Raw genomic sequence first — 12,046 nt, 5'->3', positions numbered from 1 at the left:
TCAACCAAAAAAAGAGCCACTTCATCAGAGAGTGGCTCTTTTATTATTAACATTCTATCAATAACTTAAAATTAAAAGCTTATTGAATCGCTATCGAAATCTCGACTCCAGTTTCACCTTTGTAAAACTCAAAATCAGTTGTGTAAGTTCGCGTATGTGGACAATCCGCAGCGTTGAAATACGCCCACACTTCTCCCCAAAGATCGATCACAGCTTGAGGGAGTTCACCTTCAGCCGAGAACGTTAAGTACTTACCTGCTTCGATATTGGTTTCAACTAGGTCAGCTAAATTGTTATCGGTGAGTGCATTGGTACACGCAACAACATCAAACTCACCAGTAAAATCCGATTGGTAATTGGTGTAGACGCCATAAACCTTTGAATCTGGTGTCAGCTTAGGAAAAGCTTGATCGAAAAAACCTTGCCATAATTGACCTATCTTTGCTTTTGCTGGATCAATCTCATCGGTATTAGTGGTTCTTACTGAAAACCCATACGCCTTTACGGCTTCAATCGTTTCTACTTTCATACGTTTTATTCCTATGCCAATCGACGCTTTAACTATGTAAAATCTTAACTAATCTTGTATCTCTTTATGGCCACACTTTTCACAGACGAGATGACGAGAAAAGTCATCCATTGACGCGATAAATGGGCCAAGGAACCAACCTTTTATCATGCCTGCCCAAAACTCGCTTCGCTTTTGGTTAGGTTTGTCTGCAAACGCACTCGTCTTTCTGACCAACACAACAACATGTTGTGTGTCTTCTCTGCACGCGGTGCAATAGCATTGTTCTATGCTGTTATTCATTTGAAAGCCTATGACGTTTTGAATGAAATCTGCTGAAAATGAGGATTGTCGACACAGACTTCTAGTGTGGAAAGATCAGTGAGTACGACAAGTTGTTCTACACCTTGAATACTGACCTTAATGCACTCTTCACGGCTATCATTGCGTTGAGTATCTAATCCGACACATTCAATCTGCTCGCCAGACTTCAGCGTTAATTTGATTGGGTATCGGTGCATACACACAATCTCAATATAATCATAATCGTTGCAACTAATCATAATACCCCTCCAATTCATCCACCACGCTAATGCGACACGCCATACTATGCAATATGCATATAATCAATCATTTACCTACATCACATTGATGTTCACCCGTAGCCAAACCTGCATTTGAATTCGGGCTAATCAAGCTTTCCCATTCACGTTTCTTTTACTCACACCTGATTATTCTTTCACTGTTAAATAATAATCGAGAATAGAACAATGAAAACCATGAACCATTTACACGTGTTAGCTTTCTTGGGTTTAGTCGCTTCAATGATGGCGTTTAATGCGAGTGCTGCTTCACAAGTCGATGCGAGTCACTTCGCCAATGGCAAAACAAAATATCGACAGCTTTGTCAGGTGTGTCATGGCGACAAAGGACATGGTGATGGCTCTACTGCCACTTCATTAGCACACAAGCCCGCTAACATCGCTAATAAACTAGGCGGCTTTTTTGCCAGTCCAAGTTCTTTAGCAGATGACATTTTAGAGGGCGATGTAGAGCAAGGCATGCCAGCGTGGCAAGGCGTTATCACAAAGCAAGATGCTCTGGATATTCTGACGTACGTAGAACTAATCCAATAGTAAACGCTGTTCCAATCGCCTTTTGAACAGATATCTCGGTTAATACTCCCCGTTCTATTGCGCTATCTATTTGATTGATTACACTCAATTTAATGGATAGTGAATAATACGGAATGTTATGACCTTAAAACCCTTAGCTCTGTGTAGCCTGATACTTGTCTCAACGGCTACACACGCCGTCAGCTTTATAGATGAGATTGATGGCCAACTCGATATGGGAGAATACCTCGCAGAAAATGCCTACGGTTTTCTTCCTGTTCCCATTCTCATTACAGAGCCTGCAGTCGGATACGGGGGAGGCTTCACCGGTATCTTTCTTCATGAATCGGAAGACCAGAAAAACACACGTAAACAACTCGCCGAAAAATCCATTGATGGTGGCGCTCAACTTTTAACGCCTGCGATTACCGCGGTGGGCGGCTTTGCCACAGAAAACGGCACATGGATGGCGTTTGTTGGCCATAAACGTAGTTGGAAGGAAGATTCAATACGCTACCTTGGTGGCTTGGGTTATGGCGATATCAACATGACCTTCTATCGACAAAGCTCTCCGAACGCACTGTCTCCACTCGATCCAAACGAAGGTGTTGAGCTAGGCCTCAAAGGCATGGGTGGTATACAGAAGCTTCAATTTAGAGTACCTGACACCCAATGGTTACTTGGGTTTTCTCAACAATTTTTCGCACCCACACTCTCAATTAATAGTCATCCCAAGGCGCAAGAGATCTTAAACAACATCGGTAACACATCTCCCACCTCCTCCGGTTTGGGTTTAATCGCAGAATACGACAGCAAGAATAGCTTCTTGAATCCAACGCAAGGTTACAACTATGTCGCGGAATATCTTTGGTTTGGTGATGCGATTGGCAGTGATTACACCTATCAAACGTTTAATCTAGAAGGTCTCAACTATTGGGAGTTAAACAAGGAGTGGAACTTAGCACTGCGAGGGCAATACAAATCATTGTCGACCAATGAACGAGTGCTCTCTCCTCAATATTACCCAGACATTGAACTGAGAGGCATCGCTCGCAATCGCTATCAAGGTGAACACACCGTCGCAGCAGAAGTTCAAGTAAGTAAGCAATGGACACCTCGTTGGTCAACCGCGGTATTTACGGGGATTGGCTATGCGGGCGACAGCGATAACGACATGTTTGATCAAAGCTCACACGCGGCTTATGGCGTTGGTTTCCGTTACCTTATCGCGAGACGCTATGGCCTGATTTCAGGGATTGATATTGCATTCAGTGAAGAAGATACCGCCCTCTACTTCCAAGTTGGTGCGGGTATCTAATTCATTAAGCAGGACTTGCACGATAGCCTAAAGTGGTAACGATAAGATAATGTCGTAACGATGAGTTAAAGTGCCCAGAGAACAACGGTTACTTTAGCGCTTTCCAGTATTGGTAAAGCCCATTGATATCTGAAGAACACATCAACGACATTGCGCCTTTGATCTGTTCTTCGCTCCACTCCCACCATTTCATTTCTAACAACTGAGCAATTTCAGTGTCATCGAAACGATAACGGATGTGACGTGCTGGGTTTGAACCAACAATCGAGTATGGTGCGACGTCTTTAGTCACAACCGCTCGACTTGCGATGATTGCTCCGTCACCGACCTTAACACCGCTCATGATCATGGCTTCTGTGCCAACCCATACATCATTACCAATCACGGTATCACCAGAGCGTTCAAAGCCGTCGATCGCCCCTTCGAATTTTTCATCGTCTTGGTAGAAGAACGGAAAGGTACTCACCCACTGATTTTGGTGGCCTTGGTTGCCCGCCATCATAAATACGGCACCAGAACCAATCGAGCAATAGCTACCGATGATCAGCTTATCAATGTCGGTTCTATCTGGTAATAGGTAACGCGCACAGTCATCAAAGCTGTGGTTATGGTAGTAGCCCGAGTAATAGCTGTGCTCACCCACAATAATATTTGGATTGGTCACTTGTTCTTTGAGTGACTTTCCGACAAACGGACTCTCAAAATAATTTTTCATGTTTGTACTCTTAGTTTCGTTCTTTTTGTTAGGTACTTTTATTGCGTGCTTATGGTTTTAACTGGTTTGTTTTAGTTTAAAGGCCAACGCCCTATCGACCACCCGCAATATCAATAAACGAGCCGGTTACATACGACGCTTCGTCTGATAATAACCATGCGATAGAGTTCGCGACTTCTTCTGGTGTTCCACCTCGTTGTAATGGTAACTGCGAAGATAGTCTATCGACTCTATCTGGCTCTCCGCCGTCTGCATGCATCTCTGTGTAAATACAACCCGGTCTTACACCATTAACGCGAATATTACGCGCAGCCAATTCTAGCGATAATCCTTTGGTCAGTGAATCCATCGCGCCTTTAGACGCAGCGTAGTCCACATATTCAAATGGTGCGCCGGTGCGAGAAGCGGCAGACGATACATTCACAATCGAACCCGCGCCATCGGCTTGTTTGATAAAGGCTTTACTACACAGAAAGCAGCTTGATACGTTGGATTTCATCACCTTTTCAAAGCGATCCAATTCAATATCAACCAATGGTGACTGCGTAAACAAGATCCCGGCATTATTGACTAAGTGCGTCACTGGGCCTAGCTTATTACGAGCAATCTCGAATAAAGATTTCACGTCCGATTCAACAGACACATCCGCACGCACGCTAATCGCGGTTCCGCCCTGCTCACGAATCTCGTTCACTAGCGCTTCAGCTCGCGACTCATTGTGTATGAAGTTAACGCATACGGCATAGCCTTTACTGGCCAACAATTTAGACGTCGCTGCGCCAATGCCTCGGCTTCCGCCTGTTACAATCACTACCTTGCTCAATGAAACCTCCTAATGCCACTTGTTTGTTATAACCTGATTTCTCGATATGAACTGATCGTATCGTTACAAACTAATTGTTCGATACGATCTGGTTGTTCGTTACAAACTGGTCGTATCGATACAAACTAATTGCTCGATACAACCTCAACCCACTGCGATCGCCACGCCGGCGCTTCAAATGGGTCTGGCCAAAACTCAGTTTGTTTTTGGATTAAACCATCAACGACCGTGTGAAAGGTAATCACTCGATCTTTCAATACACTGTCAGTAACCGAAACGTCCGTTACTACCGTATCACCTTCACAGACAATTGAATTGAGCGAGAATTCCCAAACACCATTAGCCGGGTATTCAGAATTGATTGCTATAAAGTTGTCTCGCCCAACCGTCAATTCAGACGACTGAGGCCAATAGCCTTCAAAATCTTCCGCTAACCATTCACTCGCCTTTGCAAAATCATTACTGCGCATTGCATCCCAAAATCCTAATACCACTTGTTTTGGTGTCATTATTCTTCCTTAATCCCTTTCATCTGAACGTAGAATCAGACAAGTTGTCCAACACACTTTCATTCTTTAATAAAAACCTAGTGACCTTTGCACACATCACTGCTTTAACAATTGCGATATATGCGTATAATCCCCGCTCCATTGCGCTATCGCCATTAAAAATAGCGCCATTCAACATTTTTAATGAGTACCCAATGTCGAAACTATTTTTCAAAGGCCGTATCGAAACAAGACAGAACCACGTTCTTGCTGGCTACAACGTAAACCGCGATGTAAAAGCGGGTACTGAAGAATCTCCAATCGCAGTAATGGTTCAAACGGAAGCGCGCAAAGCAGAAGTTGAAGCACTCGCCGCTGAAAATACTATCTTCGTTACTGTTACAGTCGACGCAGACAAAGAAGAGAACACCATCGAGCTTGATACTCTACTGAACAAGCCAAAAACGATGACGTTTGAAAAGACTCCTAACCGTAATGACCCATGTTCTTGCGGTAGCGGTAAGAAGTACAAGAAGTGTTGTGCATAAGGCTTCTTACTCAAACTGCCAATAGCACGATGAGATAAGCAATACCCAACGGGAAGATCATTGAGGTCTTCCCGTTTTTTTTTGTATAGGCCAAACTCAGTCTAGGTTGTCTGGTGTATTCAGATATGTTCCACATTGGGTACATTTGTAATCACCTGTCGCGCCCGAACCTGTTACACCAAAAGATAGAAACTCCGATAAAACTCTTTGGAGTAAGCTCGGTTCTTTATCTTCAGCTTGTGGTGCCTTTTGCACTTGGCTACTGAACATCGTGTACCTATGCAGTGTAAGTTCCTTACAGTTACAGCAGAACGCTCTCGTCTTATCACTTCCATACATAATATCTATCACCTTAACTCAAAGCACAAACTAAACATATGGCAAATATGCCACACATAGAGTTAAACCTAAATATTTTCATGAAGTTATGAGTAAGTCAGAGCGTTTTAAAGAAAAGTAAACTCTCGACTGTTAAGTGACGTGTTGGTGAACAAAGTTATTCAATTCAGTCACGCTTCTGATGATGTAAACCTCTTTCTCTTTAGTGCGCAATTCTAACTGTGATCTAAAGTCGTCATTCCAAAATTTAGGACAAAGTTTTAGTGTCTTATAACTTTGTATTGTGCCTTTTATAACTGAACTTCCATCAGGCCAGCCTTCAGGTTTAACGAATAAACCTTTTAGCATTCTCTTGGTTACAAACCAGTAGCTAATTGAATAAGGAAGGTCGATATAAACCAAGGTGTCAGCTACATCTAACCGTGTGTTGAACGAGCCTAGAGGGCCAAAACCATCGATGATCCAGCTTTCTGACTTAAGTATGCTCTCATGAGCCTGCTCGAATACTTCACGTTCAACAAACTCTCAGTTGGCCTTATAAACAATCGAGTCCAACTGGTGAAGCTCTATCCCTGTAGCTAGTGCTAACGCCTTGCTGACTGTGGACTTTCCACTCCCAGGCTTACCAAAAACCGCGATCTTTTTCATATGACTTCCTCTATTCAGACAAAACCCATAAGACAGCGACAAAAAACCCACCTTACGGGTGGGTTCGATAAACAAAGCGCATCAACAATCCCACCATTCCTATGGAATGATGATAATTCGTTGGTTAAACGGCGCTAAATTCAGTTTCATAAAACTACTTTTATATATTGTCGCTTAGTTGTCAACACAATGGCTAACGAGCGATATCATCGTCATATCGCACCCACTAATAGTCTTAATGAGTGCTTATTGAACTAGGTTATTTCGCTTTCGCCACTGTCGCTTCTGATAGCTTGCTTAGTACACCTGATACTTTCTTAACTACCTCGTCACAGCCATTGATCGCGTGACGCTCTACCAAGTAATTAGGATCGTTGTAAGACAACCATACTTTCTTATTAGAATCTTCAGTGACTAGCACTTTCTGTGGTAAATCTATCGCGACATCTTGAGCACATTGCATTAATGGTGTCCCTACTTTCGGGTTACCAAAGATGATGACTTCCGTTGGTCTCAATTCAAGATCGACCTTACTCGCGTTTTTCTGATGGTCGATTCTCGCAAACAAGGTCAAACCTTTGCTTTTAGCGATTTCTTCAAAGCGGTCAGCGGTCTCTTTCACTGAGTAATTACTTTGGTATTTAATCAAACCATCAGAAGCCGCAGCTGAAAATGATGCCGAGAGCAAAATGGCGCATAGTGGTAGTAATTTTTTCATCGTCACCTCTGAGATTTAACCTAATCAAATTTACATTCATAGCGCCACTTCCAAAATCAGCGACGTAACCCATGTCAGTATAGACGCGTTTCCATTCTCGGTTTGCAGAGAGGATCACTTTTCTAATGCGTCTTATTATCATCAGTTTAGACTAACTCGACGCTAACCATTGGCTTTGAAGCTTGAATGTATGGTCATCAAAATCAATAGTGCCTTGTACACCTAGTGGCGTGACTAGCATAGGATGAGTGTGGCAACTGTCAAAGCCATACAGGATCGGGACATTTTTACCGTTCAGCACTTCAAGAAGTACATTAAGTGGTGTTCGCCCTGTCCCTTTGTCATCAAACAGTTCATGTTTGCCAAGCACAAGCGCACCTACTTTATCGAATACTCCGCAAGCCAATAAGTGCGCGAATGAACGCTCAACGGCTTCAATGCCTTTTAGTGAATCTTCGATAAGCAGAATGTCGCCTAACTGAATATCTGGCATGTATTCGCTGCCCCAAATCCCTGCCATCGTACTCAGATTACCACCAATCACACCACCGCTTACTTGACCTCTTCCCATAAAGTGCCATTCGTTATCGTAAACAGGCTTTGCAGAGTCTTGAGCTTCCCAATCGTGTTTAATGTCCGTCCAACGCTCTGGCATCGTGTACTGATGTTGGCTTGAATCCGAGCATACGATGTCAGTAAACGATTGGAAGGTTTCGTCGACTAATGGCGGGAACTCACCAAATGACGCGACGAGTGCCGGGCCATAGAAAGTCACCAATCCAGTTTTGGCGTAAATACCGAGTAATAATGCGGTGACATCTGAATAGCCGATAATGATCTTCGGGTCGTTTCTAAGGGCGTCGTAATCGATGTATGGCAACAGTGAGTTGCTGTTGTTACCGCCAATGGTCGACATAATACAGCGCACGTCAGGGTCTCGAATGAGCTGATTGAGTTCTTCGGCTCGCGCTTGAATAGAACCAGAACGATACCCTTCTGAATCTCCAGTTAACGAACCTTCAACTAAAATGAAGCCCTGCTTTTCCAAATAACGTTTAGCACGAGCAAATCGATTAGGTGCAAAGACAGTTGCGGGCGATGACGGTGAGAAAAATCCTATTTTGTCACCGATATTTAAAGCTTTTGGGTATATCACTCGTTTGTCCTCCATAACAAGGTTGGATTAATACGCCTGATTGAAACTCATTAATTCTTAAAGCTAACTAGTTCTTTAAGCGAGTTAATTTTGAGGATTAGCGCTCGAAAATTAGGGTTGAATCAAATGTTCATACCCAATCAGTGCCACGACTTAGTCCCACACTTTTCACATTGGTATTCGTAATCACTGTCGACATAAAAACCAGGAACATTATGGTCACCTTTAAACAATAACGTCATCAGGTATTCCATCAACACGCCTAGTTTCCATTGTCTCTTTTCAGATTCAGCGTCCGCTTTAGATTGAGCATCGGAAGGGTTAACAGCAAGGTGCGGGGTAAGCGCGTTGCACTGCTCACAGTGATAAGGGTGTTTAATATACTTATTATCAAGCATTTACATAAGCCAACTGATATTTATAAAGTTGATGCATACTAACAACTTATCACTCGGTTCTCGAACTTATTGTTGTCCATTAGAGTCTTATTAGAAAGAAATGAGACATAAGATAAGTGCCATGCATCTTGAATCTACTTTAATGACCTTGGATATAGATAGACGCGACACAAACCAGCTGTTCACCAATAAACGCGCCGTAATGCGTTGCTTGTTCGTCATCTGGCACCATACAAAACGACATCGGTTTATCAGGCCAAAGCACTTGATGCCTAACCAGAAGTACCTCCGTCGCTGAAAGCTTTTTTATTTCCATATTCTCTGTTTAGCTCCCGACTTGATGCCCTTGTTGTAATTGCAGGGCTTGTGATTGTTATTACTAAGCTTGATAAGTCATTAAGTGATAACGCTCTAACCCCTCTTCCTCTGTGGATGAGATAACAAAGCCTTGCGACTGATAAAAGCCAATAGCATTTTCATTGGCAGCCAAACACTTCAATGTCAGATTAGAGTAATATTGTTTGCAGGTATTAAGTAAAGCAGAGCCTGCCCCAGAACGTAGCGTTCGCGGGCAAACATAGAGGTGATGGATGAAGCTTTCAGGTTTCCAAATAGAGGCAAAACCTAAAACCTCTGCGCCAGAAACGGCGACCCATATTTCTTCACCTTCTGTATCTAAATCGAAATCGGATAACTTAAAAGCGTCGGCATCAGCCCAATGAAAGGTGCTCTGTCTTGATTCTAGATAGAGCGCCTGTAAAGCGGTTAAATACTTGGATTGATACCTAGAGACTTCCATGTCGCTCCTGCAAATCCGTATGACTTGAATTAGGGTTATTGGTTAAGCTTATCTACCTGTTAGCCATAGGGTGTTCAGGGTTTAACTGAAGCAGATCCCACAAGTTACCGTAAAGGTCTTCAAACACAGCAACGGTACCGTAGCCTTGCTCTTTAGGCTCTCGAACAAAGTTAATACCCAAAGACGTCATACGTTCGTAATCACGCCAGAAATCATCGGTGTTTAAGAATAGGAATACGCGTCCACCAGCTTGGTTGCCGATAAAATCAAATTGCTCTGGTTTAGAAGCTCTGGCAAGCAACAGGCTCACTCCGGTTGAATTTGGTGGAGCAACAACAACCCAGCGTTTATCTTCTTCTGGCAGATACGTGTCTTCGATGAGATCAAACTTAAGCTTGTTTACATAGAAATCAAGCGCTTCATCGTAGTCTTTTACCACGAGTGCAATGTGGACAATATTCTGTGTCATAACATACCTTGTTGGGGTTTTAGCTGCGTGGAATGATGCCATGAAGCCGGCAAAGACACTAGGTGTCGTATCATAAATCGTAGTATCTCGTCCTTCACAATCTAAAGGCTATGTATCACCTATAACTCCCAGAATCCGAGCTCGACGCCACCTTGAATAACAATGGCACACATGCCATGACGTGGTAACTCCATTGGAGGCACCGCGACTTCGGCGCCTAGTTTCCTAGCTGCATTTACCGCCGACTGAATATCCTCAACCAGCGTGTAATGACGAACAGTTGGTTCTTCAGTTTCACGAAGCGGCGCTCGAATGCCAATTACTCCACCATTAGATAGTTTTGCAGTGCGCGCCCCACCAAGGTTCACATCAGCACCACTGAATTTCACGTTATAGAGCTGAGCGTATGTTGCACAAACAACATCGACTTCTGGAGTAACCACTTCAAGGTATTGAACTTTCATCAAATTTCCTTTTCGTATTTTTTAAGACTCTTAATCTGCAGACAGCTGTGCAGGGTTTTCTCATCATCAGTTAATCAGAACTAAGCGATTCGACCGCGCATGATAAATTGCGGGCCTGCTGCGCCACCTAAATACTGTTCATTGGTATCTTCGAAGCCACCTTTCTGATAACAGTTGAATGCTGCGGGATTTTTGCAATTCACGGTTAAATAAATCGACTCATACGCTGAGTAATTCGCTTGTAAATACGGAAACAATGCCTTCACCGTGCCTGTTCCTAAACCTTTACCTTGCTGATTTTTATCAAGCACAAAAGCTCTTAACCCAATGCTTCCTTCAGGGCAAAACTCATAAGAATCTGCGTAAGCGATATCAAGCTTAAAGAAACCAACAACTTCGTTATCAGACTTAATCACGTGCAAGTGCGTCGTTGCACTGCCGTCTAATAAAAACTCCGCAGCTGTGCCAGCGAACTTAACCTGTTCATCGGCGAGTTGGATAGCCTGAACTAACGTCACATGTGATTCTTCAAGCCTTTCGATAGTTATCATTGTTCTTCCTTCTATATAACACGCACGAAAAACCGACTACAGCTCATCGCTAGTGTCTCGAGAGGCGTAGTTTGGGAAGTTGATATTAAGAACGTTACTGTCATTGAGTGTGAATAGAACACTTCCATTCTCTACACCGGTTTCGTTCCTATCTGAACATCCTAAAAACAGCTCCCAATCAAACGAATATTGAAGTCGGTATTGATTACTACTGATGTGTAGAACGTCTTTGATTTTAATGCCGTTCACCACATGTGCCATATCATCGATGTATGACAGATCGGGGATTAACTTTTCTTCGAAATCACTCTTGTGCTCGGTTAAGAAATTGAGCAGTTCAGAACATAACTCGGAGCCATGAACTAATGGTTTAGACAGACTAGAAAACAACATTTCTAAATACTCCAAGGATTGTTTTGATATTGGGAAGATGCGTCATCCAAGGGCTCGATATCGAGTTTGAATGTCATTGACACACTATCCCAGAATTAGCAGCTTATTTCGCAATAAATAAATGACCAATAATATTTATGTGTTAACGAATATCTTGGCAGAACCTAAAGAGATAACCGTCTGGGGTTTGAACGATGAATTGCTTCTGAATCGCGATGGACTCACCACATTGATAAGACTTCGACTCTAACGCTAAGTAAATAGAATCAATGGCACTTTCGTTAACTCTCTGATATAGAGATTCGATGTCGATCACATCCCATTGAAAGTTAACGCCACGCCCTAAAGGTAACTCCAGATCACCTGAAAGCCATTTTCGACTTTTGCCCGCAATCCCTTCAAGCATCACATCAACACTATCAAGCGTTAGATAAGCAAACTCCTCACCTGGGCGCTCGTATTTCACTTCAAACCCTAACACATCGACAAAGAAGGATTTACTCACATTAATATCGAAACAATAAAGTTCTGGAACTACTCGTAATGTCATGATTTACCTATTCACTAAATAGCGAGAGATTAGTAAAAGTCTAATC

The 12,046-nt window shown here is 42.9% G+C and carries 19 protein-coding genes and 2 pseudogenes; 3 read left to right on the top strand and 18 right to left on the bottom strand.

Annotated features, from left to right (window positions below; all coding sequences use genetic code 11):
- Positions 1 to 79 precede the first annotated feature (79 nt).
- From ITG09_08250 to ITG09_08240, 3 genes are read right to left on the bottom strand one after another with little or no spacing between them, the layout of a single operon-like run.
- The gene (locus ITG09_08250; GenBank protein UPR50720.1) at positions 80 to 529 is read right to left on the bottom strand and encodes a GyrI-like domain-containing protein; all 450 of its coding nucleotides are present in this window, start codon (positions 527 to 529) and stop codon (positions 80 to 82) included.
- Positions 530 to 577: 48 nt separating this feature from the next.
- Positions 578 to 811 carry a hypothetical protein gene (locus tag ITG09_08245; protein ID UPR50719.1) on the bottom strand — a complete coding sequence of 78 codons (234 nt, stop codon included), beginning with the start codon at positions 809 to 811 and terminating at the stop codon, positions 578 to 580.
- 8 nt (positions 812 to 819) lie between these two features.
- On the bottom strand, positions 820 to 1,071 hold the full coding sequence (locus tag ITG09_08240; GenBank protein ID UPR50718.1) for a Rho-binding antiterminator: 252 nt from the start codon (positions 1,069 to 1,071) through the stop codon (positions 820 to 822).
- 207 nt (positions 1,072 to 1,278) lie between these two features.
- On the opposite strand from ITG09_08240, the gene ITG09_08235 reads away from it, so the two are divergent.
- Both ITG09_08235 and ITG09_08230 read left to right on the top strand, forming a co-directional pair.
- A complete protein-coding gene (locus ITG09_08235) occupies positions 1,279 to 1,644 on the top strand; it encodes a cytochrome c (protein UPR50717.1) in 366 nt (121 codons plus the stop codon).
- Between the two features lie 118 nt (positions 1,645 to 1,762).
- Positions 1,763 to 2,941 carry a BamA/TamA family outer membrane protein gene (locus ITG09_08230; GenBank protein UPR50716.1) on the top strand — a complete coding sequence of 393 codons (1,179 nt, stop codon included), beginning with the start codon at positions 1,763 to 1,765 and terminating at the stop codon, positions 2,939 to 2,941.
- 88 nt (positions 2,942 to 3,029) lie between these two features.
- Here the strand turns inward: ITG09_08230 and catB are convergent, their stop codons facing one another.
- The 3 genes from catB to ITG09_08215 form a co-directional block, all read right to left on the bottom strand.
- Positions 3,030 to 3,656 carry a type B chloramphenicol O-acetyltransferase gene (gene catB / locus ITG09_08225; GenBank protein UPR50715.1) on the bottom strand — a complete coding sequence of 209 codons (627 nt, stop codon included), beginning with the start codon at positions 3,654 to 3,656 and terminating at the stop codon, positions 3,030 to 3,032.
- Positions 3,657 to 3,747: 91 nt separating this feature from the next.
- Positions 3,748 to 4,479, bottom strand: a complete 732-nt coding sequence (locus ITG09_08220; GenBank protein UPR50714.1) for a glucose 1-dehydrogenase — start codon at positions 4,477 to 4,479, stop codon at positions 3,748 to 3,750.
- A 125-nt stretch (positions 4,480 to 4,604) separates the two neighbouring features.
- Positions 4,605 to 4,988, bottom strand: a complete 384-nt coding sequence (locus tag ITG09_08215) for a nuclear transport factor 2 family protein (GenBank protein ID UPR50713.1) — start codon at positions 4,986 to 4,988, stop codon at positions 4,605 to 4,607.
- Positions 4,989 to 5,182: 194 nt separating this feature from the next.
- On the opposite strand from ITG09_08215, the gene ITG09_08210 reads away from it, so the two are divergent.
- Positions 5,183 to 5,515 carry an SEC-C domain-containing protein gene (locus ITG09_08210; protein UPR50712.1) on the top strand — a complete coding sequence of 111 codons (333 nt, stop codon included), beginning with the start codon at positions 5,183 to 5,185 and terminating at the stop codon, positions 5,513 to 5,515.
- 96 nt (positions 5,516 to 5,611) lie between these two features.
- Here the strand turns inward: ITG09_08210 and ITG09_08205 are convergent, their stop codons facing one another.
- From ITG09_08205 to ITG09_08150, 12 genes and pseudogenes are all read right to left on the bottom strand, one after another.
- Entirely contained in the window at positions 5,612 to 5,785 is a 174-nt protein-coding gene (locus tag ITG09_08205; GenBank protein ID UPR50711.1) for a hypothetical protein, read from the bottom strand.
- A 201-nt stretch (positions 5,786 to 5,986) separates the two neighbouring features.
- Positions 5,987 to 6,502, bottom strand: a pseudogene (locus ITG09_08200) (adenylate kinase).
- 259 nt (positions 6,503 to 6,761) lie between these two features.
- Positions 6,762 to 7,220, bottom strand: coding sequence for a DUF302 domain-containing protein (locus tag ITG09_08195; GenBank protein ID UPR50710.1), 459 nt, complete (start codon positions 7,218 to 7,220; stop codon positions 6,762 to 6,764).
- Positions 7,221 to 7,371: 151 nt separating this feature from the next.
- Positions 7,372 to 8,376: an LD-carboxypeptidase gene (locus ITG09_08190; GenBank protein ID UPR50709.1), complete on the bottom strand. Its 1,005-nt coding sequence runs from the start codon at positions 8,374 to 8,376 to the stop codon at positions 7,372 to 7,374.
- A gap of 140 nt (positions 8,377 to 8,516) precedes the next feature.
- On the bottom strand, positions 8,517 to 8,774 hold the full coding sequence (locus ITG09_08185) for a hypothetical protein (protein UPR50708.1): 258 nt from the start codon (positions 8,772 to 8,774) through the stop codon (positions 8,517 to 8,519).
- A 142-nt stretch (positions 8,775 to 8,916) separates the two neighbouring features.
- Positions 8,917 to 9,090: pseudogene (locus tag ITG09_08180) on the bottom strand (GNAT family N-acetyltransferase).
- A gap of 63 nt (positions 9,091 to 9,153) precedes the next feature.
- Entirely contained in the window at positions 9,154 to 9,573 is a 420-nt protein-coding gene (locus ITG09_08175; GenBank protein UPR50707.1) for a GNAT family N-acetyltransferase, read from the bottom strand.
- A 52-nt stretch (positions 9,574 to 9,625) separates the two neighbouring features.
- A complete protein-coding gene (locus tag ITG09_08170) occupies positions 9,626 to 10,042 on the bottom strand; it encodes a VOC family protein (protein UPR50706.1) in 417 nt (138 codons plus the stop codon).
- A gap of 119 nt (positions 10,043 to 10,161) precedes the next feature.
- The gene (locus ITG09_08165) at positions 10,162 to 10,506 is read right to left on the bottom strand and encodes a hydroxylase (GenBank protein UPR50705.1); all 345 of its coding nucleotides are present in this window, start codon (positions 10,504 to 10,506) and stop codon (positions 10,162 to 10,164) included.
- A gap of 80 nt (positions 10,507 to 10,586) precedes the next feature.
- Positions 10,587 to 11,057 (bottom strand): GNAT family N-acetyltransferase, encoded by a 471-nt coding sequence (locus tag ITG09_08160; protein ID UPR50704.1) that lies wholly within the window; start codon positions 11,055 to 11,057, stop codon positions 10,587 to 10,589.
- A gap of 36 nt (positions 11,058 to 11,093) precedes the next feature.
- Positions 11,094 to 11,450: a hypothetical protein gene (locus ITG09_08155; protein UPR50703.1), complete on the bottom strand. Its 357-nt coding sequence runs from the start codon at positions 11,448 to 11,450 to the stop codon at positions 11,094 to 11,096.
- 142 nt (positions 11,451 to 11,592) lie between these two features.
- Positions 11,593 to 12,000, bottom strand: a complete 408-nt coding sequence (locus tag ITG09_08150; protein ID UPR50702.1) for a VOC family protein — start codon at positions 11,998 to 12,000, stop codon at positions 11,593 to 11,595.
- Between the last annotated feature and the right edge of the window lie 46 nt (positions 12,001 to 12,046).

It is taken from the genome of Vibrio cyclitrophicus, from assembly GCA_023206055.1.
Classification (GTDB): Bacteria; Pseudomonadota; Gammaproteobacteria; order Enterobacterales; family Vibrionaceae; genus Vibrio; species Vibrio cyclitrophicus_A.
This window is presented reverse-complemented; position numbering and strand designations above follow the sequence as displayed.